The organism is Streptomyces sp. NPDC051569 (assembly GCF_044454085.1).
Lineage (GTDB): Bacteria > Actinomycetota > Actinomycetes > Streptomycetales > Streptomycetaceae > Streptomyces.
Genome location: NZ_JBITDJ010000003.1, coordinates 483,275 through 503,856 on the forward strand (window position 1 = coordinate 483,275; position 20,582 = coordinate 503,856).

Here is a 20,582-nt window from a genome sequence, read left to right on the forward strand (position 1 = left end):
GGGCGGGCCGCGCCTCGCCGGACGACGGCCTTGGCCCCGTGCCCTGTGCGTAGCTCCTCGCCGGTGCGCCGGGGAGCTGTCTGACAGCGCCTAACCACGATGTGCCGGGCGCGGGAGCGCCTTCGGCGGTGACGGCGTACGTGCCAGGGCCACGAAGTTCCGGCCCTCCGCCGTCCACTCCTCCAGCAGGGTCCAGCCCGCCGCGTGACCGTGTCCGACCAGTGCGCGGGCGCCGACGCGGGCCCAGGAGAAGGCATCCCCCGGAGTGCCGTTGCCGTTGTCGACCCGGACGCGGGCCCGTTCGTCGAGATCCGGGTCCATCCCGGCCGGAGCCGTCTCGACGATCAGCGAACCCACCGCGCCCACGACGTCCGCGAGCCGGCTGAGCAGCGCCACCGGGTCCCCGCCGATGCCGATGTTGCCGTCCATCAGCAGCGCTGTGTGCCAGCCGCCCTCGCGCGGCAACGGGTCGAAGACCGAGCTCACCAGTGCGCGGCCGCCCGCCCGTACGGTGTGCTCCACCGCCGCCGGGCTGACATCGATGCCCAGCGAGGGACGGCCCCGGGCGGCCAGCGCGGCGACGAGCCGGCCGGGGCCGCAACCGATGTCGAGCACCGGCCCGTGGCACCTGTCCAGCACGGTCAGATCCGCCCCGTCGGGCGCCGCGCACCAGCGCTCCACGTCCAGGGGCAGCAGCCGCCCGTCGGCCCGCCGCAGGAAGAGCGGCCCCCGGCCGGTGCGCAGCGCGTCGGTGTACGGGTCGGCCTCCCACGGCGTCGCACGGCGCGGCCGCAAGGCGCCTCGCATCGCGCCCCGGCTCATCGAACCCCGGCTCATCGAACCCCGGCCCCGGTGAGCCGGCCGAGGGCGGCGGCGAACCGGGTGTCCGGCGCCCGCGCCGCCACCAGCTCGGCGTCGTACGCGGTGTCGACGTCCCGCAGCCGTGGCAGATCCCGTACGGCGAGCCCCGCGTCGGTGAGGCGCCTCCGCTGCACCGCCCCGGTCTCCGGGACGGACATCGGCACGCCCCGCAGCAACGCCGGGTCGGGCGCCGCGAGGCCCAGTGCCCAGAACCCGCCGTCGACGGCGGGACCGAACCACGCGTCGCAGCCCCGCCAGGCGTCCGGTGCCAGGGCCGGGGCCAGCAGTTCCGGTGTGACCTGCGGGGTGTCCATCCCGATGAGCACGGCGGGCCCGGCGCACGCTCCGAACGCGGCGGCCAGCCGCTCGTCCAGTCCGCCATCCGACTGCGGTACGACGTCGATGCCGGCCGGCAGCCAGTCGCCCGGTACGCCGTCCAGGACGAGGACCCGCCGCCGGGCGGGCGCGGCCAGCACCGCCGCCAGGGTGTCGACGAGCGCCGCCTCGGCCAGCGCGGCGGCCTCCTCCGGCCGGAACGGGGGCGTGAGCCGCGTCTTGACCCGCCCGGCCACGGGGGCCTTGGCCAGCACCATCAGCGTCGTCACCGGGTACCCGCCTGAGCCGTGTCCGCCCGAGCGGTGTCCGCCTGAGGAGCGGCCTCCACCGGTGCTTCCGCCAGTACGCCCCTCATGTCCCGCACCGCCTGCCAGGTGCCCCGCCACGTACCGGTCACCTTCGACTTGCCGGCCCGGGGGAGATACGGCACGTCGCGTTCCGTCACCCGCCAGCCCGCGTCCGCCGCCCGGACGACCATCTGGAGCGGGTAGCCGCTGCGGCGGTCCGTCAGGGCCAGGCCGAGCAGCGCCTCCCGGCGGGCCGCGCGCAGCGGGCCGAGATCACGCAGGCGCAGGCCCGTCCGGCGCCGCAGCATCCACGACAGCGCCATATTCCCGGCCCGGGCGTGCGGCGGCCAGGCCCCGCGCGTCCCCGGGCGCCGCCGTCCCAGCACCAGATCGGCCCGGCCCGCCGCCACCTCCGCCACGAACGCGGGCAGCAGCCCGGGATCGAGGGAGGCGTCACAGTCGCAGAAGCAGACGAACTCCGCCTCGGCGGCGAGCAGCCCGGCGTGACAGGCCGCCCCGAAACCGCGCCGCGCCTCGTGCACCACCGTCGCTCCGAGTCCGGCGGCGATCTCGGCGGAGCCGTCCGACGAACCGTTGTCGACGACGATCGCCCGCCAGCCGTCCGGCAGCCGCTCCAGCACCCAGGGCAGTGCCAACGCCTCGTCCAGGCAGGGGAGTACGACGTCGACCGTCGCGGGCGTCGGGGGCAGGGGCGTCGGGGGCAGGGTCGAATGAGTCATGTCCATCACCAGGTGAATTCGGAAACCGGCGGGGGGGTGTACGACGGCGCAGGGGTGCGAGCGCAGGGGTGCGAGCGTGGGGGTGCGAGCGCGGGGGTGCGAGCGTGGGGTTGCGAGCGTGGGGGTGCGAGCGCGGGCGTACGGGAACGGGCGTACGGGGACGGGAGGCTGCGGGGCGTACGGGGGAAGCGCCTGCCTACGGGATCGCCGCCGCCCGCTGCCCCGATCCCGCGAACTCCGCCATGCCCACGGCGAATCCGACCTCGGAGCGCCAGCCCAGCTCCGTCCGCAGCCGCTCCGACGAGGCCGTGATGTGCCGGACGTCGCCGAGCCGGTACCCGCCGGTGACCACCGGATCAGGACCGCCGTGCGCCGCCGCCAGGGCGGTGGCCATCTCGCCGACCGTGTGCGGCTCCCCGCTGCCGGTGTTGAACGCGCGGAGCACGCCGGGCTCCCTGCCCCGCGCGGCCGCCAGGGCCAGCGCGTTGGCCGCCGCCACGTCCCGTACATGCACGAAGTCCCGCCGCTGCCCGCCGTCCTCGAAGACCTGCGGTGCCTCGCCCCGGGCGAGTGAGGACCGGAAGAACGACGCCACCCCCGCGTACGGCGTGTCGCGCGGCATCCCGGGGCCGTACACATTGTGGTAGCGCAACGAGATCGCCCGGCCGCCGGTTGCCCGCGCCCAGGACGCCGCCAGATGCTCCTGGGCCAGCTTGGTCGCCGCGTACACATTGCGCGGGTCGGTGGGTGCGTCCTCGGCGATCAGTCCCGGCGCCAACTCGGCACCGCAGTAAGGGCATCCGGGCTCGAAGCGTCCCGCGTCCAGGTCCGCCGCCGCCCGGGGGCCCGGCGCGACCCGGCCGTGCCGGGGGCATTCGTAGCGGCCCTCGCCGTAGACCACCATCGACCCGGCCAGGACGAGGTCCCGTACGCCCGCCACGGCCATCGCCGCGAGCAGCTCGGCGGTGCCCAGGTCGTTGCAGCCCACGTACGCGGGCGCGTCCGCGAAGTCCTTGCCCAGACCGACCATCGCCGCCTGATGGCAGACGGCGTCCACGCCCCGCAGGGCGTGCGCGACGGCCGCCCGGTCCCGTACATCGGCATGGATCCACGCCACCCCCGGGGGCGGCGGTGGTGGCACGGGGTGCGCCGAGGGCAGCAGGGCGTCCAGGACGACGGGCTCATGGCCGGCCCCGGCCAGGGCTGTGACGATGTGCGAGCCGATGAAGCCCGCGCCTCCGGTGACGAGTACACGCATGACGGGGACGTTATGCGCCGGGCGGCTCCCTGACCCGGTCACGCGCCGGGGCGTCACAGGTCCGTGAGATCACCGCCGCCGAGATCACCCGCCCGCAGGATCACCGCCGCCGAGATCACCCGCCCGCAGGATCACCCGCCCGCAGGATCGCCGCGCCCGACCGGATCAGCGGGGGCAGGTGCCGGCGACGCCGGGGGCCGGGCTCACGCCCCCGGCGTCGCCAGCACCTGCGCCAGGTCGTACCGCACCGGTTCCTCCAGCTGCGTGTACGTGCAGCTCGCGGGCGTACGGTCCGGGCGCCACCGGCGGAACTGCGTGGTGTGCCGGAACCGGTCGCCCTCCATATGGTCGTACGCCACCTCGCACACCAGCTCCGGCCGCAGCGCGAGCCAGGACAGGTCCTTCGTACCGGACCAGCGGCTGGGGCCACCGGGCAGCCGGGCGCTCTCGTGCGCCGACTCCTCCGCCCAGGCCGCCCACGGATGCCCCCGCGCCGTCTCCATCCGCAGCGGCGCCAGCTCCTCGGCCAGCTCCGCCCGGCGCCTCATCGAGAACGCGGCGCAGACCCCGACATGCTGGAGGACGCCCCCGGAGTCGTACAGGCCGAGCAGCAGCGAGCCCACCACCGGGCCGCTCTTGTGCGGCCGGTAACCGGCGACGACCACGTCCGCCGTCCGCTCGTGCTTGATCTTGTACATCGCCCGGGTGTCCGGCCGGTACGGCAGGTCGAGCGGCTTGGCCACCACCCCGTCCAGACCGGCCCCCTCGTACTGGTCGAACCACTCGCGCGCCACCTCGATATCGGTGGTGGCGGGCGCCACATACACGGGCGCCCGTACGCCGGTGAAGGCGGCCTCCAGCGCCTCCCGCCGCCGCACCTGCGGGATCGTGAGCAGGGACGCGTCCCCGAGGGCCAGCAGATCGAAGGCCACGAAGTTCGCCGGGGTCCGCTCGGCGAGCAGGTCCACCCGGGACTTCGCCGGGTGGATCCGCTCGGTGAGCCGCTCGAAGTCCAGCCGGTCCTCATGGACGATCACGATCTCGCCGTCGACCACACAGCGCTCGGGCAGCTGCGCGAGCAGCCCGGTGACCAGCTCGGGGAAGTAGCGCGTGAGGGACTTCCCGGTCCTGCTGCCGATCGCCACCTCGTCGCCGTCGCGGTGCACGATCGCCCGGAAGCCGTCCCATTTGGCCTCGTACAGCATCCCGGCCGGGATCGTGGCCACCGACTTGGCCAGCATGGGTTTCACGGGGGGCATCACCGGCAGATCCATGGACCGATTGTGCGCGGGATGGTGGCGCTTCGCCCGATATGCGCTCCGGGTGCGCCCGGCCTACCGTGGCGCACATGGGTGCAGCGGGTACAGCGGTGGAGCTGGAAGCGGGCGGCAGGGCCGTACGGCTGTCCAGCCCGGACAAGGTCTACTTCCCCGAGCGCGGCTTCACCAAGCTGGACATCGCGCGCTACTACCTGGCCGTGGGGCCCGGGATCCTGCGTGCCCTGCGCGACCGGCCGACCACCCTGGAACGCTTCCCCGAGGGCGTCGAGGGCGAGTCGTTCTTCCAGAAGCGGGCGCCGAAGAACCTCCCCGACTGGATCCCCACGGCCCGTATCGACTTCCCCAGCGGGCGCTCGGCCGACGAGATCTGCCCGACGGAGGAGGCCGCCGTTCTCTGGGCGGCGAACCTCGGCTGCCTCACCTTCCATCCCTGGCCGGTACGGCGCGGGCGCACCGACCACCCGGACGAGCTGCGCATCGACCTGGACCCGCAGCCGGGCACCGACTTCCACGACGCGGTCGCGGCCGCCCACGAGCTGCGCGTCCTGCTCGAAGAACACGGGGTACGCGGCTGGCCCAAGACCTCCGGCGGGCGCGGCCTGCACGTCTTCGTCCCCATCGAACCGCGCTGGACCTTCACGGACGTGCGCCGCTGCGCCATCGCCGTCGGCCGCGAGCTGGAAAAGCGGATGCCGGGCCGGGTCACCACGGCCTGGTGGAAGGAGGAACGCGGCGAGCGTATCTTCGTGGACTACAACCAGACCGCCCGGGACCGCACCATCGCCTGCGCCTACTCCGTACGCCCCCGGCCGCACGCACCGGTCTCCGCGCCACTGCGCTGGTCGGAGCTGGACGAGGTGGCGCCGCGCGACTTCGATGTGGCGACCATGCCGGTGCGCTTCGCCGAACTGGGTGACGTGCACGCGGAGATGGCGGACGAGGCGCACAGCCTGGAGAGCCTGCTGGAGCTGGCGGACCGGCACGAACGGGACCACGGGCTGGGGGACATGCCGTACCCGCCGGACTATCCGAAGATGCCGGGGGAGCCGAAGCGTGTCCAGCCGAGCCGCGCGCGGCACGACGGCGCGTCGTGACCCGCGAGGAGACGGATGTGCCCCCTCCGGTACGGGAGGGGGCACATCCGCCGCTGTCACTCAGGTGCCGATGACGGCACCGGAACCGCTCCGGTCACAGCTCCTTGATCCGGATGTCGCGGTACGAGATCACGTCCGTCGTGCTGTGGACCTGGATCCCGACATAGCCGGTGGCGTACCGCCGGCCGTCCGTGCCCGGGTCGCCGTCACGCGCCGGTGTGAACTCCTGGCCACCGATGTTGTCGAACTCGTTGATCACGACACCGTTGCGCAGAATGGTGAAGTGCTGGCCGACCGCGCGGACCTCGTAGTCGTTCCAGGTGCCCTTCTCCGTGACACCCGCACCGGCCAGCCCCACGCGGTCGAAGCCGTAGACCGACCCCGTCTTGTACATGTCGCCGCCGGGACCGTCGTAGATCTGGATCTCGTGCCCGTAGTTGATGGCGACCCACTCGGGCCGGGTCTCCTCCGGGTGGTCGTGGACGTTCGGGAAGCGGACGAAGACACCGCCGTTGGCGTTGACGTCACCCGCGCCGTTGTCGCGGAACTGGAGCTTCAGCGAGAAGTCGCCGTACTTGCGCTCCGGGAACCACAGCATGCCCATGCCGTCGACCGTGGTGCTGCTGGTGATCGCACCGTCGTCGGCCAGCTCGAACCTGCCGCCGCCGACCTGCTCCCACTTCGCCAGGGACGCGGCCGTGCCGTCGAACAGATCGCGGTAGCCCTCGGTCTGGCCGGGCGTCCCGATCTTGGACTGCTTGGCGGCCTTGGTGATCGCCTTGAGCTCGCGCTGGTCGATGACGTTGTCGGTCTTCAGCTTGTCCAGCACACCGTCCACGTGCTTGAGGAAGAGGGCCTGCGAGGTCCACTCCCTCTCGTCCTCGATCAGCTCGTTGATGGTGCACCGGTTACGGGTCAGCCGGTTCGGCACACCCGAGTCGACCGTGCCGACGATGACCGTCAACCGCTCGTCGAACTCGGGGCAGTTGGGTGCCGGGACACCGCCGCCCTGCGCGATGCTGAACGACGCCTGCTTGGCCTGCGAGGTGTTGCCGGCCTTGTCCGTCGCCCGGTGCGCCACCGTGTGGTAGCCGACCCGGTCCACGATGACGGGCGCGGTGTACGCGAGGTACGGGCCGCCGTCGAGGGAGTACTCGACCTTGTCCACGCCCGAGTCGGCGTCGGTGGCGGTGAGCGTCACCTTGGCGCTGGTGATGAACGCGCCGTTCGCGTTCTTGTCACCGGTCACGGCCGCCGAGGTCTCCGGCGCGGTGGTGTCCTGCGCCGGCGGCTGCTCGACGACGGTGAAGTCGACGGACTTCTCGGCCGCCGCGTTGCCCGCCTTGTCGGTCGCGCGGTAGCGGACCGTGTGGGTGCCTGTCTCATGGACCATCACCGGTGCGGTGTAGGCCTGCCACGCGCCGTCGGCGCCGATCGCGTACTCGATGGTGTTGACGCCCGAGCCGGTGTCCGACGCGGTGACGGTGACCGTGGCCATCGTCAGGTAGTTCCCCGCGTCGTCCTTCTCGCCGCTCACGGTCGCCGAGGTCTCCGGCGCGGTCGTGTCGTCGCTCGGCCCGGACACGACGGAGAAGTCGACGGACTTCTCTTCCGCCGCGTTGCCCGCCTTGTCGGTGGCCCGGTAGCGGATCGTGTGCGTGCCGACCTGGTCGACCACCACCGGAGCCGTGTAGGGCTGCCACGCGCCGTCCGCGCCGACCGCGTACTCGGTCGTCGCCACGCCGGAACCGTCGTCGGTCGCCGTCACGGAGACCGTCGCGGAGTTCACGTACGCGCCGTCGGCGTCCTGCTGGCCGTCGACCTTGGCCGACGTCTCGGGGGCGGTGGTGTCCTCGTCGCCCCCGCCGCCACCGCCGTCGGTCACGGTGAGGATGCCGGTCATCTGGGTGTGGCCGGGCATGGAGCAGAAGAAGCGGTACGTGCCCGGGGTCAGGTTGACCTCGGCCGTGTACTTGCCGCCCTGGGCATCACTGGGGTTGGCCAGGATGTTCAGCGGGACGTCGTTGTTGTAGGCGGGATTGGACACGTCGAAGGTCAACGTGTGGGGCATACCGGTGGTGTTGCCGGTGGCCGCGCTGTTCTCGAACGTGATGGTGGCCGCTCCGGCCACCGCCGTCGTCGGGAAGCTGAGGTAGTGGTCGTAGGGGTCGCCCGCCGTCCAGGAGAGCACCTGGGCGGCCTTGGGCGCGGCGGCGCTGTCGTTGGCACGACCGTAGGCGGCCGTCGACGTCAGCCCCAGCACCATCAGCAACGCGCCCATCAGGGCCGTCCACAGGCGTAGAGGTCGCTGTCTCACTGTGCAGCCTTCCTGGCCAGATCGTTGGCGGCCGGTGTCGGCTCGCCGCCCTTGTACGTGACGCGCCACAGCGCGGACTGGGAATCGGAGGTGAAGAAGCCGCGCCCGTAGTCGAGGACGTAGAGCGAGCCGTCCGGGGCGAACTTCCAGTCCATGAGGTTGCGGATGCCGCCCTCACCGACCGGGACGATCTTCCGCAGCGATTCGGCGCTCACCGGCAGTCCGCCGTTCGCGAGTGTCTTGGGGTCGGTCAGCACCGCGTGGCGCGGGTTGTCCGCGTCGTAGAAGTCGCCGACGAACCACTTGCCGTCCCAGTACTGGGGCCAGCTGACGTCACTCGCGGTCGCCGCGTCGTAGCGGTAGACCGGGCCGTCCATCGTCGCCTGACCGCCGCCCTTGAGCCACGGCAGCAGATACGTCGCCTCGTCGACGTCGTAGCTGGGGACACCGTTGGCGTCACGCGGGTAGTCCGGCGCACCGCCCTGCGGCGAGTACCAGATGGTGTTGGCCTCGGCCGGCGGGATGTTCACCAGACCGTCGTTGTTCGGGGACTCGTTCTTCAGGTGGTCGCAGTCGTACCAGCCGAGCGGCTTGCTCGGGTCGGGCAGGTTGCGGTCCCGGTAGGGCTGCTTGTTGCCCATGCAGTACGGCCAGCCACGGTTGCTCGCGTGGGTGATCGCGGAGAAGGTGTCGTACTTCGCCGGGCCCCAGGTGGTGCTCGGCTCACCCGCGTCCGGGCCGACCCAGCCCGCGTAGAGGATGTCGGTCTTCTTGTCGACGGAGATACGTGCCGTGTTGCGCACGCCCATCACGTAGATCTCGCCCCGGGTCTTGCCGCCGCCCTCGGCCGTCTCCTTGCCCGTGAAGAGGTTCCCGGTGGGCAGGGTGTACGTGCCGTCGGCCTCCGGGTGGATCCGCAGGATCTTGCCGTTGAGGTTGTTGGTGTTACCGGCGGTGCGGCGTGCGTCCGCGAAGGAGACGCCCTTGTAGGTGGGCTGCGGGTTGTTGCCCGAGTAACCATCGCTGAACTGCGACGAGTTGTTGTCGCCGACCGCGATGTAGAGGTTGCCCTTCGAGTCCCACGCCATGCCGCCGCCCGCGTGGCAGCAGCTGTGCACCTGCACCGGCCACTTCAGCAGGACCTTCTCGGAGGCGAGGTCCAGCTTGTTGGTCGCGAGGTCGAGCGTGAAGCGGGAGACGCGCCGTTCGGCCATCTGCTTGTCGCGGTCGAGCTGGGAGTGCGGTGTGTAGTGCAGATACACCCAGCCGTTGGTCTCGAAGCCGGGGTCCAGCTCGATACCGAGCAGCCCCTCCTCGACCTTGACCAGTTCGTCGCCGCCGCCCTTGTTGCCGAAGATCGTCAGCGCGCCCGCGAGCGTCACCTTCTTGGTCTTCGGGTCGTAGACGTGGATCTGGCCGATGCCCTTGCCTGCCTCGGGGTTGTTCCAGTCGGTCACCACGGGGGCGCTGTTGTCGCCGCCGCCCCGGCCGATGTACAGCACGCGTCCGTCCGGCGCGATGACCGTGCCGTGCGGCTCGCCGATCTGGTCCTGCTGACCGGGCTGGTTGGGCTGGGTGACGCGCTCCGCCGTGTAGTTGGAGTCGATCGTCGCCTTGCAGTCGGCGCGGGAGATGCGCGTCGTCCACAGGAGGGCGCCGCGCAGGTGGTCGCGGAAGTCCGTCTCGGCGTACGAGTCGGCCGTGCCGCCCATGCCGGTGTAGAAGGACCGGCCGCCGTCGTAGTCACGGCACCAGGAGACGGGGTGGTCGGCGCCGTTGGCGCCGGTGCCCGGCTGGTAGGTGCTCTCCCGGACCCGGGCGACGGTGTGCACCGTACCGGTGGGATTGGTCTTCCAGTTGAACCAGGTGTCCGGCCGCTTCCACTCCAGCGGCAGGTTCTTCGTGGCGGGATTGATCCGGTCACCGACCTCGACGGTCGCCCGCTGCACCTTGGTGGGGCTCGTGGCGGCCGGCCGGGCACCGATCAGCCCGGTGAACCAGTCGGAGTACGGCTCCGTACGGGCCGCGTCGTGGATGCCGAGGAAGCCGCCGCCGGCCTCCAGATAGGCCTCCAGGCCCGCTTCCTGCGCCGGATCGAGCACGTCGCCGCCGCCCGTCAGGAAGACGACCGCGTTGAACGTGCTGAGCTTGTTGGCCTTGGTGAAGACCGAGGCGTCGTCCGTGGCCACGGTCTTGAAGCGCTCGGCCTCGGGCCCTGACCGGCCGACCGCCTCGATGGCCTCGATGCCGGCGTTGACGACCGGCGACTCCTCGGTGGCCGAGGCGTGGAAGACGAGGACCTTGACGTTCTTTCCGCCGGGCGGCGACGTGATGGCCAGCTTGCTCGACGACGGCTCCGGAACCGGCTTGGCCGTGGCGGCCGTGCCGCCGAGCAGGGACGCCGCCATCGTGCCGGCCACCAGGGCCGCGGCCATTCCGCGCCTGGATCTCGACCGGTGATGTGGTGCGCGCTGCACGTGTTCACCCACCCCTCTGTGGTCACATCTCGGGACACAACTTGTGGTGTACACAACAGCGCATGAAGCTAGACCTCTTTCGGCGTTTCGCCAATAGCTACGGCCGCATTCCCACCAACTTTGTCCTGGGTGTGGATAAACGAAGTTCGCTGGTCTACCGTGTGGCCGTCCCAGGGGCCTCGTGTGCCCCGCAACCTCCTTACGGCACAGGGGAGTTCGGTATGGCCATGGACAGAAGGAGCTTCAACCGGCGCCTGTTCGCCGGGGGTGCGGTGGCCGCGACGGGGCTGACATCGTTGTCGGTCGCCTCGGCTCCCTCGGCGACCTCGGCGGAACCGCCCCCGAGGACCGCCCCCGCCGGCGGCCAGGTGCGCACCATCAAGCTCTACGCGGAGACCCTGCCGGACGGCCAGATGGGGTACGGCTTCGAGAAGGGCAAGGCGAGCGTCCCGGGCCCGCTGATCGAGCTGATCGAGGGGGACACCCTCCACATCGAGTTCGAGAACGCCACCGATGTCGACGCCAGCCTCCACGTGCACGGGGTGGACTACGACGTCGCCAGCGACGGCACCCGGATGAACAAGAGCCATGTCGAACCGGGCGGCACGCGCACCTACACCTGGCGTACCCACGCCCCCGGCAAGCGCAAGGACGGCACCTGGCAGACGGGCAGTGCGGGGTACTGGCACTACCACGACCATGTGGTCGGCACGGACCACGGGACCGGTGGCATCCGCAAGGGGCTTTTCGGTCCGGTCATCGTCCGCAGGAAGGGCGACATCCTGCCGGACAAGCAGTTCACGATCGTCTTCAACGACATGACGATCAACAACAAGCCCGCCGCCGAAACCCCCAACTTCGAGGCCACGGTGGGGGACCGGGTCGAGATCATCATGATCACGCACGGCGAGTTCTACCACACGTTCCACATCCACGGTCATCGCTGGGCGGACACCAGGACGGGCCTGCTCAGCGGCCCGGACGACACCAGCCGGGTGATCGACAACAAGATCGTCGGCCCGGCGGATTCGTTCGGCTTCCAGATCATCGCGGGTGAGAACGTGGGCGCGGGCGCGTGGATGTACCACTGCCACGTCCAGAGCCACTCCGACATGGGCATGGCGGGTCTGCTGCTGGTGGCGAAGCCGGACGGCACGATCCCCAACTACGAGCCGCATCACCCCGGCCACACGATGGGCGCGGAGAAGTCGCCGAAGGGCGCGGAGGCCGGAAAGAGTGCCGACTCCGGAAAGAGCGCGGCGGACGCCGGAAAGGGCGCGGCCGAGCACGCGGGTCACTAGGTCCTGCCCGCCGGCCCACGCCCCACCTGAGGCCCCCGTCCCCCAGCTCACGCTGGGGACGGGGGCCTCAGTCGTGCGCGCGGACCGTACGGATCGTGCAATGAATGCGGTAGTCAGCGCAAAAAATTAATGGACAGCCGCAGCTGTGCGGCAAGGCCGCGAAAATATTGTGTAGGAACCTTGTGGAACGGGATGCGGAGTCCTAATCTCGCCTCACCCTCATGGCGTCCGCTTCGCCTCGAGTGTTCAGGCATGCGCCCTTCCGAGAGAAACGAGAGCATTCGATGTCACGGAGCCTCACAAGAGCCGCGGCGAGGTGGACCGGCAGACCACCGCGAAGAGCCGCCTCGGCGGTCGCGGCGGTCGCGGCGGTGACCGCCGCCACCGTCGGTCTCAGCATGCTGGTCGGCGGCACGGCCCTCGCCGGTACCGGCGCGGGCGCCGCCGCCCCCGTGGTGACCCGCGCCGCCCTCGATCCGTCGCTCGTCACGGGCCGGGGCGCCGCCGTCGGCTTCGCCGAGCAGGAGGCGGAGAACGCCGTGACGAACGGCGCGGTCATCGGCCCCGACCGCAGCGCCTACACGCTGCCGGCGGAGGCGTCCGGCCGCAAGGCGGTCAAACTGACGGCCGGACAGTACGTCGAGTTCACGCTGCCGAGCGCGGCCGACGCGATCAACGTGCGCTACAGCATTCCGGACGCGCCGGGCGGCGGCGGCATCACCGCGCCGCTCGATGTCACGGTGAACGGCAAGGACCGGTCCACCATGACGCTCACCTCGCAGTACGCGTGGCTGTACAACCAGTATCCGTTCTCGAACGCCCCCAACGCCGGTCTGCTGCAGCCCGACTGGTGGATCACCGAGTGCTCCTGCGTGCCCAGCGCCACGACGCCCGCCCCCGTGATCGCGAAGCCGTACCGTCCGAACCACTTCTACGACGAGCAGCGCCTGCCGCTCGGCCGTACCTACCGCGCCGGCGACAAGGTGCGGCTGACCGTGCCCGCCGGGAGCCGTGGCGTACCGACGGTCGTCGACCTGCTCGACTCGCAGCTCGTCGGTCTGCCGCACGTCGATCTGCTCGCGGCCAACGTCCTGGCCTTCGGGGCCGACCCGCTCGGCCGGCGTGACTCCGCCGACGCGTTCGACAAGGCGATCGCCTTCGCGAAGCGGACGCACCTCAAGGTCTACATCCCGCCGGGCACCTTCCAGGTGAACCGCCACATCATCGTCGACAACGTGACGATCGAAGGCGCCGGCAGCTGGTACACGATCATCAAGGGCCACCAGGTCGCCCTCAGCACCCCGGCCCCCGACGGCTCGGTGCACACGGGCGTCGGCTTCTACGGCAAGGACGCGTCGGCCGGTGGCAGCACCAATGTCCACCTGTCCGGCTTCGCCATCGAGGGCGACGTCCGCGAACGTATCGACACCGACCAGGTGAACGGCGTCGGCGGGGCGATGAGCGACTCGACCATCGACGGCCTCTACATCCACCACACCAAGGTGGGCATGTGGTTCGACGGACCGATGTCGAAGCTGAGGATCACGGACAACGTCATCACCGACCAGATCGCCGACGGCATCAACTTCCACACCGGCGTGACACAGTCGGTCGTGTCGGACAACTTCGTCCGCAACTCCGGTGACGACGCCATAGCCCTGTGGTCCGAGAAGACCGAGGACGCCAGGAACACGGTGGATCACAACACCGTGCAGACGCCGGTGCTCGCGAACGGCGTCGCCCTCTACGGCGGCACCGACAACACCGTCTCGAACAACCTCATCGCCGACCCGATCCGGGAGGGCAGCGCCATCCAGGTCGGCTCGCGCTTCGGCGCCGAGCCGTTCACCGGGCACCTGTGGATCACCGACAACACCACGGTCCGGGCCGGTACGTACGAGCTGAACTGGAACATCGGGCTGGGAGCCATCTGGTTCTACGCCCTGGAGAAGAACATCGACGCGGACATCCAGGTGACCGGGGACCGCTTCCTCGACAACACCTACAACGCGATCATGCTGGTCAGCGACTTCCCGGTGAAGGACCTGTACTCGATCACGAACGTCCACTTCAAGGACATCAAGGTCGACGGTACGGGCACCTCGGTGCTCAGCGCCCGGGCGTCGGGGTCCGCGTCCTTCGAGAACGTGGACGCGCGCAACGTCGGCGCTGTCGGCGTCAACAACTGCGGATCGTTCAACTTCACCCCCGCCGGCTCGGAGTTCGCGCTGACGGACCTCGGTGGCAACGACGGGGGCGGCACCACCGGTCCCTGGCTCGCCTCATGGGAACTGCCGAACACCATCACCTGCGACGACCGTCCGCCGGTGGTCGCGCCGCCGGCGCCGACCCGCTGGTGACACTCCACCGGAGAGCGTTCCACGTCTGACGACCACGTCCGACGACACCACCTCCGACGACCACGCCGGCCGGCGGCCCGGAAGCCTTCCGGGCCGCCGGCCGGCGCCCCTTCGTACGGTGGCACGCCCGGCGTCGACGGGCCCCGGCGTGCGCCTACGCGATCAGGGCGCGTCACTCACGGCATCCGCATCCTCCGGGGTGCGGCGCGGCTCTTCCGCCGCGCTCCCCGGCATCCTCGTCGCCGCCCCGGGCCCCGGGGTGTTCAACCGCAGCTGCTCTTCCTCGACGATGCGGCGAGCGATGTCCCGGTCCGGGACGTCCACGGCCTCGGACACCGCCTCGGCCGTCTCACTCCGGCGCGCGTACGCGTCGAAGAGACGGCTCTTGTCGGCGAGGAGGTCCAGCATCCGCTGGTCCACGCTGTCCACCGCGAGGAGGCGGTGCACCTGGACGGTGCGGACCTGGCCCATACGGTGCGCCCGGGCCACGGCCTGGTGCTCCAGCGTGGGTTTGACCTGGGGTTCACAGAGGATGACGACCGAAGCGGCCTGCATGTTCAGCCCGATGCCACCCGCCTGGATCTGGCTCAGCAGGACCGCGTGGCCGGGGGCCGCGGTGAAGTCGTCGACGAGCCGCTGCCGCCGGGCGGCCGGGACAGCGCCGGACAACGGGCCGAACACCGGCTCGCCGGGGCCCTCGTGGACCGCCCTGAGCGCGTCGTGGACGGTGGCCAGGACGTCATGGAAGTACGAGAAGACCACGACCTTCACCCCGTTTCCCGCGGCCTCGGCGACCAGCTCCCGCAGCCGGCCCAGCTTGGCCGAGGTCTCGGGACGGGCGTACGCGGCCCGGCGCATCCGCATGAAGTGCGCGTCGGACACCGCCTCGCGGTAGGCCGCCAGGTCAGCGGCGCTGAACTCCTCCCACGCGTCGACCCGCACCAGCGCGGGCAGTTCGCCGAGGACGTCCTGCTGGTTGCGGCGCAGATAGGCGGGGGCGACCGCCCGGCGGAAGGCCTGCGAGCCGGCCACCGCGTCGATCTCCTGCACATCCGGGGCCAGTTCGGGCCGCAGGCGCCGGATCAGGCCCCGGAACTCCGCGACCCGGTTCTCCATCGGGGTCCCCGTCAGAAAGAGGACATGCCCGGCCGGCTCCGTCCACGCGGCCACGGCACGGGATCTGCGCGTCTCCGGGTTCTTCACGTAATGGGCCTCGTCGACGACCAGCATCTGCGGTTCGCCGCCGTCGGCTCGCGGCGGCGGCAGCGTGTGCAGTGAGTCGAAGGTGGTGATGGCGACCCCGCCCCGCTCACGCCACTCGGCGAACGCCGCCAGTCGCTCAGGACCGTGCACCGGAATCGCGCGCAGGGTGCTCCGGGCACTGATCTCCCGCGTCCAGTTGATCAGGACACTGCTCGGGCACACCACCAGGAAGTGCGTGGAGCCGTGCGCCGCGAGATGCGCGAGCGCGGCGATGGCCTGGACCGTCTTGCCGAGACCCATCTCGTCGCCGATGATCACGCGGCGCTGGGCCAGCGCGAAGCGCGCGCCGAACGACTGGTAGCCGCGCAGCGACACCCGCAGCCGGGTGTCGTCGAGCTCCTGCGCCCGTACCCGCGCGACGATGGCGGAGGGCATGAAGCCCTCGGAGGCGGTGAGATCGGGACTGCCGCCCACCGTCTCCGCGAGCAGGCTGTAGTACTCCGCGGAGCGCAGCTCGAAGTCGACCCATCCGGCGATCTCCGAGGCGGGCTCGCGCAGCAGATCGACCGATACCTGCGCGAGCAGGACCGGTACGTCCGCCCGCGCCGCCTCGTCGAGCAGGCGCCGGAGCCGGCCCACCGCGGCGAGGGCCCGCGTACGCCGCTCCCGTCCGCCCAGTGCCATCCGCAGCCGTCCGCCGGCCGGACCCGCCTCCGGCAGCAGCGCCCGCAGCTCGGTGGCGAGCCGGTCGGCGGTGTCATGAGCGCGCCGCAGCCCGGGGCCCGCCTCGATCAGCCGGTGCAGGGCGAGCAGCAGCGCCGTGACGCGCGGCTCGGGCGCGTCGACATCGATCCTCAGGGAGACGGTCTCCCCGACCGCCTCGGCGATCCGGTCGGCGGCTTCGACCGCCTGGTCGGCGGTCTGGGCGCCCACGCCGGGCAGCTGGCGCAGGGCGTGCCTGCCCGCGTCGCGCACCTCACCCACGGAGGCGAATCCGGCTTGTTCGAGGGCGCCGAGCCGCAGCCGCCCCCCGGTGACATCCTTCAGCCGGGAGACCGGGATCGCCCCCAGCTCGGCGTGGATCAGATCCTCTTGGAGCGGCCGGAAAGCGTTCCGTACGGCGGCCACGGCGCGGGCGTGATCACCGAGCGTCCGGTCCGCGTTCTCCAGGAGCAGTGCCGCTTCGGCGACAGTCGCCTTGGCCTTTCTGCCCGGCGGCACCAGATCGCCCTGAGGCCCGGGACCCGTACCAGCCATGACGTCGCCCCATCCGACCGATCCGCTCCGACCCGTTCATGCTCCCATGCCCGGCGGGAGGCGCCGCGGCCCGCCGCACGTGGCGCCTCGCCGGAACCGCCGCCGGGCCGGCGTGCTGCCCAGGGGACCATCGCGGTCGCCCCGGCGTGGCAACGGGGGGAGACTCGGAAGGAGAGCAACGGGACCACGAAGGAGTACGTCATGCTCAAGACTCCCTTTGTCACCGGCTCGCCGAACTGGGCCGACCTCGGCACCCCCGATCTGGACGGGGCGATCGCCTTCTACAACGGACTGCTCGGCTGGGACTTCCTGTCGGCGGGGCCCGACGCGGGCGGTTACGGCATGTTCCAGCTCGGAGGCAGGACAGCGGCCGGCGCGATGACCGTGCCGACCGACCAGGGGCCTTCGGCGTGGCATCTGTACTTCCAGACCTCCGACGCCGACGCGGCGGCCAAGGCCGTCCGGCAGGGCGGCGGTTCCATCGTCAACGAGCCGATGGATGTCATGGACATCGGGAGGATGGCGGTCTTCAACGACGCGTCGGGGGCCCCCTTCTCGGCCTGGCAGCCGGGCAAGCTGAAGGGGCTCGATGTCGTCAACGACCCGGGCGCGCTGTGCTGGGGCGAGCTGTACACGGAGGACGAGGACGCCTCGTACGCCTTCTACAGCTCGGTCTTCGGCTGGGAGGCCCTCAGCATGCCGCTGCCGGACGGCACCGGTACGTACCGGATGGTCAATCCGGCGGGCCAGGGTCCGGACGCCATGTTCGGCGGGTTCGTGCCGCTCGGCTCCGACCCGGTCGAGTCGGACGCGGGGCCGCACTGGCTGCTGTACTTCGCGGTCGCGGACTGCGACGCGACGGTGGCCGCGGCGCGGAAGCTGGGAGGTACGGTACGGATGGCGCCGTTCGACATGGAGGGCGTGGGACGGTTCGCCAAGCTCGCCGATCCCTACGGGGCACGGTTCGCCGTCATGCAGGGAGCGGCTCCGGACGACGCCTGACGGCCGGGTACCGATATCGTCCCCCGTTGATGCTTCGTCAAGCGGGCGTTTATCGCGACGCGGCAGCCTGACGGGCATGGCGATCAACCCCAGCACGCGTGAACTGTCCTGGCAGGCCGACGCGTTGTGCGCGCAGACCGGGCCGGAGTTCTTCTTCCCCGAGCCCGGCTCCTCCACCCGCGAGGCGAAGCGGCTGTGCGGTGCCTGCGCCGGCCGGACAGCGTGCCTTCAGTACGCGCTCGCCCACGACGAGCGGTTCGGTGTGTGGGGCGGGCTCTCCGAGAAGGAGCGGCAGCGACTCCGGCGCGGCGACCGGTCGGTGGGGTGACCGGCCCGTGTGACCTGCCCGTGCGACCGGGCCGTGCGACCTGCCCGTGCGACCGGTCGCTGCGACCTGCCCGTGCGACCGGTCGCTGCGACCGGCCCGTGTGACCGGTCGGTGTCATTCCTCGATCCGGAACGTGTCCCCGTACATCTGCCAGACGAGCGGCGGATCGAGGTTCGTGTTGCCGTCCCGCAGGAACACCCGCTGAGCGGTGTCGATCCGGGACGAGTCACGCTGCGTCTTGATGAACTTCAGCTTGATCACGGACCGGCTCTCGTCCATGAAGGCGTTCAGATACGCCTTCTCGTCGCCACCCTCGGCCGCCGTCTTCGCCTTCTTCATCGCCGCCTGACGGATGCCGTAGAAGCCCTGCGCGTCGACCCCGGGGCCGTGCAGCACCATCGCGTCGTAGTAGACGAACTGACCGAGTGTGCCGAGCCCGTCCATCTTGCCCAGCCGGACCGCCGGGTCGAAGTAGAGCCGGTCACGGGTCGCGACCTGCGCGTCACGGAAGTCCTGATCCTCGGCGGCCTTCGCCCAGGCCTCGCGGAAGCCGGGATCGAGCCCCTGGTGCGAGTCGGTGCCGTCCACCTCGCGCAGCGCGGGCAGATACGGGGCGAGCGGATTGTCCGGGTGGCTCTCCGTGTACGACTCGACCAGGCGCAGCATGTCGTTCGTACCGGAGCAGAAGCCGATGATCCCGGCCGTGTAACCGTTGCCGTCGCCGACGTCCCCGATGACGCCGTACTGGCTCCGCCAGTCGAGCGTGGAGTTCTCCGCGCTGGCCACCAGCTTGCCGGCGATCTCCTTCTTCCCGGGATCCGCGAGCCCGGCCGGCATCGCGCGGATCCGGTCCTCCAGCTCCTCGTTGTCCTTGGAGTCCCCGGACGCGAGCGGATCGGGCGCGCTGCTCTGCCCGGGGTACGACGGCGGATGGTCGGCGAGCACACCGGAGCCGCCGCCGCTGCCGAAGATGACGGCGGCGACGACGGCAAGGGGGGCGCCGATGAGAAAAACACGGAGGACAGGTTTCATCCTGATCAGCCTACGACGCGTCCGTACGGCCCGGAACGGGCATCGCCTTCAAGGGGCCGGATCACGCCGCTGGTTGGGTCTCAGCGCTGATGGCCTCTCAGCGCTGATCGGCTCTCAGCGCTGATCGGGCCTCGGCGCGGGCCTGCCCGGTGCAGGAGGTCAGTCGGCGGCGCGGGCGGCCATCCGGGCCTTGCGAGCGGCGAGCTTCTCGTCGAACTTGCTCGCCTCGGAGTCCAGCCCGCCCATGTACAGGCCGAGTTCCTCCTGCGCCTTGATCCCCTCCGGGCCCAGCCCGTCGATGTCGAGGACCTTGAGGTAGCGCAGCACCGGCTGCAGCACGTCGTCGTGGTGGATCCGCATGTTGTAGATCTCGCCTATGGCCATCTGCGCGGCGGCGCGCTCGAAGCCCGGCATACCGTGTCCCGGCATCCGGAAGTTGACGACGACATCGCGCACGGACTGCATGGTCAGATCGGGGGCGATCTCGAAGGCGGCGCCCAGCAGATTCCGGTAGAAGACCATGTGCAGGTTCTCGTCGGTGGCGATCCGCGCCAGCATCCGGTCGCAGACCGGGTCGCCCGACTGGTGCCCGGTGTTGCGGTGCGAGACACGGGTCGCCAGCTCCTGGAAGGCGACGTACGCGACGGAGTGCAGCATCGAGTGGCGGTTGTCGGACTCGAAACCCTCCGCCATGTGCGTCATCCGGAACTGCTCCAGCTTGTCAGGGTCCACCGCGCGCGAGGTGAGCAGATAGTCACGCATCACGATGCCGTGCCGGCCCTCTTCGGCGGTCCAGCGGTGCACCCAGGTGCCCCACGCTCCGTCGCGCCCGAAGAGGCTGGCGATCTCGTGGTGGTAGCTGGGGAGATTGTCCTCGGTCAGCAGATTCACCACGAGGGCGATCTTGCCGATGTCCGTGACCTTGGACTGCTGGGGGTCCCAGGCATCCCCGTCCTCGAATATGCCGGGGAAGTTGCGGCCGTCGGACCACGGCACGTACTCGTGCGGCATCCAGTCCTTGGCCACCTTGAGATGGCGGTTGAGCTCCTTCTCCACCACCTCTTCCAGCGCGTACAGCAGTCGGGCGTCGGTCCACGCGTCCGAACTGCCGAGGTGGGGAGAGGTGATCGTCACGGGTGCTCCTGGGGACGGGAGTATTTTTTACCTACGGGTTCGTAGGTTACGACACCGTAGGTTAAAGGCGCGGTAAGCCGGAGTCCAAGCCCGGGGGCGCCGGAGGGTCGTTACGCTCCGCTATGTGCCGAGGTCGGGGAGGTGTACGGAAGGGGCAGGACGCGTACCTTGCCCCCGTCTCTCCCCCCTCCCCTCCACTTTTCCCTCCCCCGCACCTCTCCCTCCCCTCCACCTTTCCCGCCCTTCCGCCCTTTGCCCGGTCTCATCACAGGGGAGGCGGATGGGAGCGGCAGCCGGTGGTTTCGTGGCACAGCG

General features: G+C 70.8%; 15 protein-coding genes. 5 read left to right on the forward strand and 10 right to left on the reverse strand.

The window, feature by feature from the left end; translation table 11 throughout:
- Window positions 1–90 precede the first annotated feature (90 nt).
- From ACIBAE_RS07930 to ACIBAE_RS07950, 5 genes are all read right to left on the reverse strand, one after another.
- Window positions 91–807 (reverse strand): class I SAM-dependent methyltransferase, encoded by a 717-nt coding sequence (locus ACIBAE_RS07930; protein ID WP_399282987.1) that lies wholly within the window; start codon window positions 805–807, stop codon window positions 91–93.
- Window positions 808–833: 26 nt separating this feature from the next.
- Complete coding sequence (locus ACIBAE_RS07935; protein WP_399283067.1) at window positions 834–1,454, reverse strand: DUF2064 domain-containing protein; 621 nt, start codon at window positions 1,452–1,454, stop codon at window positions 834–836.
- Window positions 1,455–1,462: 8 nt separating this feature from the next.
- The gene (locus ACIBAE_RS07940) at window positions 1,463–2,224 is read right to left on the reverse strand and encodes a glycosyltransferase family 2 protein (protein ID WP_399282988.1); all 762 of its coding nucleotides are present in this window, start codon (window positions 2,222–2,224) and stop codon (window positions 1,463–1,465) included.
- 196 nt (window positions 2,225–2,420) lie between these two features.
- Window positions 2,421–3,482, reverse strand: a complete 1,062-nt coding sequence (locus ACIBAE_RS07945) for an NAD-dependent epimerase/dehydratase family protein (RefSeq protein ID WP_399282989.1) — start codon at window positions 3,480–3,482, stop codon at window positions 2,421–2,423.
- A gap of 203 nt (window positions 3,483–3,685) precedes the next feature.
- Entirely contained in the window at window positions 3,686–4,756 is a 1,071-nt protein-coding gene (locus ACIBAE_RS07950; protein ID WP_399282990.1) for an ATP-dependent DNA ligase, read from the reverse strand.
- A 74-nt stretch (window positions 4,757–4,830) separates the two neighbouring features.
- On the opposite strand from ACIBAE_RS07950, the gene ligD reads away from it, so the two are divergent.
- Complete coding sequence (gene ligD / locus ACIBAE_RS07955) at window positions 4,831–5,856, forward strand: non-homologous end-joining DNA ligase (RefSeq protein ID WP_399282991.1); 1,026 nt, start codon at window positions 4,831–4,833, stop codon at window positions 5,854–5,856.
- A gap of 94 nt (window positions 5,857–5,950) precedes the next feature.
- Here the strand turns inward: ligD and ACIBAE_RS07960 are convergent, their stop codons facing one another.
- Window positions 5,951–8,137 (reverse strand): OmpL47-type beta-barrel domain-containing protein, encoded by a 2,187-nt coding sequence (locus ACIBAE_RS07960; RefSeq protein WP_399283069.1) that lies wholly within the window; start codon window positions 8,135–8,137, stop codon window positions 5,951–5,953.
- A 32-nt stretch (window positions 8,138–8,169) separates the two neighbouring features.
- Window positions 8,170–10,608, reverse strand: a complete 2,439-nt coding sequence (locus tag ACIBAE_RS07965; protein WP_399282992.1) for a ThuA domain-containing protein — start codon at window positions 10,606–10,608, stop codon at window positions 8,170–8,172.
- Between the two features lie 269 nt (window positions 10,609–10,877).
- Here ACIBAE_RS07965 and ACIBAE_RS07970 point away from each other — a divergent pair, with 269 nt between their 5' ends.
- Both ACIBAE_RS07970 and ACIBAE_RS07975 read left to right on the forward strand, forming a co-directional pair.
- On the forward strand, window positions 10,878–11,951 hold the full coding sequence (locus tag ACIBAE_RS07970) for a multicopper oxidase domain-containing protein (RefSeq protein WP_399283070.1): 1,074 nt from the start codon (window positions 10,878–10,880) through the stop codon (window positions 11,949–11,951).
- Window positions 11,952–12,235: 284 nt separating this feature from the next.
- The gene (locus tag ACIBAE_RS07975) at window positions 12,236–14,311 is read left to right on the forward strand and encodes a glycosyl hydrolase family 28-related protein (RefSeq protein WP_399282993.1); all 2,076 of its coding nucleotides are present in this window, start codon (window positions 12,236–12,238) and stop codon (window positions 14,309–14,311) included.
- Between the two features lie 162 nt (window positions 14,312–14,473).
- On the opposite strand, the gene ACIBAE_RS07980 is transcribed toward ACIBAE_RS07975, so the two are convergent.
- On the reverse strand, window positions 14,474–16,771 hold the full coding sequence (locus ACIBAE_RS07980) for a DEAD/DEAH box helicase (RefSeq protein WP_399282994.1): 2,298 nt from the start codon (window positions 16,769–16,771) through the stop codon (window positions 14,474–14,476).
- Between the two features lie 201 nt (window positions 16,772–16,972).
- Here ACIBAE_RS07980 and ACIBAE_RS07985 point away from each other — a divergent pair, with 201 nt between their 5' ends.
- Complete coding sequence (locus ACIBAE_RS07985; protein WP_399282995.1) at window positions 16,973–17,773, forward strand: VOC family protein; 801 nt, start codon at window positions 16,973–16,975, stop codon at window positions 17,771–17,773.
- A 76-nt stretch (window positions 17,774–17,849) separates the two neighbouring features.
- Window positions 17,850–18,101, forward strand: coding sequence for a WhiB family transcriptional regulator (locus ACIBAE_RS07990; protein ID WP_399282996.1), 252 nt, complete (start codon window positions 17,850–17,852; stop codon window positions 18,099–18,101).
- Window positions 18,102–18,215: 114 nt separating this feature from the next.
- On the opposite strand, the gene ACIBAE_RS07995 is transcribed toward ACIBAE_RS07990, so the two are convergent.
- Window positions 18,216–19,133 carry a chitosanase gene (locus tag ACIBAE_RS07995; RefSeq protein WP_399282997.1) on the reverse strand — a complete coding sequence of 306 codons (918 nt, stop codon included), beginning with the start codon at window positions 19,131–19,133 and terminating at the stop codon, window positions 18,216–18,218.
- 159 nt (window positions 19,134–19,292) lie between these two features.
- The gene (locus ACIBAE_RS08000; RefSeq protein ID WP_399282999.1) at window positions 19,293–20,267 is read right to left on the reverse strand and encodes an acyl-ACP desaturase; all 975 of its coding nucleotides are present in this window, start codon (window positions 20,265–20,267) and stop codon (window positions 19,293–19,295) included.
- Window positions 20,268–20,582 lie beyond the last annotated feature (315 nt).

Bases quoted from the DNA above. Each gene is read 5' to 3' on its own strand.
- ACIBAE_RS07930 (WP_399282987.1), bottom strand. From the start codon at position 807: ATGCGAGGCGCCTTGCGGCCGCGCCGTGCGACGCCGTGGGAGGCCGAC.
- ACIBAE_RS07935 (WP_399283067.1), bottom strand. From the start codon at position 1,454: ATGGTGCTGGCCAAGGCCCCCGTGGCCGGGCGGGTCAAGACGCGGCTC.
- ACIBAE_RS07940 (WP_399282988.1), bottom strand. From the start codon at position 2,224: ATGACTCATTCGACCCTGCCCCCGACGCCCCTGCCCCCGACGCCCGCG.
- ACIBAE_RS07945 (WP_399282989.1), bottom strand. From the start codon at position 3,482: ATGCGTGTACTCGTCACCGGAGGCGCGGGCTTCATCGGCTCGCACATC.
- ACIBAE_RS07950 (WP_399282990.1), bottom strand. From the start codon at position 4,756: ATGGATCTGCCGGTGATGCCCCCCGTGAAACCCATGCTGGCCAAGTCG.
- ligD (WP_399282991.1), top strand. From the start codon at position 4,831: ATGGGTGCAGCGGGTACAGCGGTGGAGCTGGAAGCGGGCGGCAGGGCC.
- ACIBAE_RS07960 (WP_399283069.1), bottom strand. From the start codon at position 8,137: ATGGGCGCGTTGCTGATGGTGCTGGGGCTGACGTCGACGGCCGCCTAC.
- ACIBAE_RS07965 (WP_399282992.1), bottom strand. From the start codon at position 10,608: ATGGCCGCGGCCCTGGTGGCCGGCACGATGGCGGCGTCCCTGCTCGGC.
- ACIBAE_RS07970 (WP_399283070.1), top strand. From the start codon at position 10,878: ATGGACAGAAGGAGCTTCAACCGGCGCCTGTTCGCCGGGGGTGCGGTG.
- ACIBAE_RS07975 (WP_399282993.1), top strand. From the start codon at position 12,236: ATGTCACGGAGCCTCACAAGAGCCGCGGCGAGGTGGACCGGCAGACCA.
- ACIBAE_RS07980 (WP_399282994.1), bottom strand. From the start codon at position 16,771: ATGGCTGGTACGGGTCCCGGGCCTCAGGGCGATCTGGTGCCGCCGGGC.
- ACIBAE_RS07985 (WP_399282995.1), top strand. From the start codon at position 16,973: ATGCTCAAGACTCCCTTTGTCACCGGCTCGCCGAACTGGGCCGACCTC.
- ACIBAE_RS07990 (WP_399282996.1), top strand. From the start codon at position 17,850: ATGGCGATCAACCCCAGCACGCGTGAACTGTCCTGGCAGGCCGACGCG.
- ACIBAE_RS07995 (WP_399282997.1), bottom strand. From the start codon at position 19,133: ATGAAACCTGTCCTCCGTGTTTTTCTCATCGGCGCCCCCCTTGCCGTC.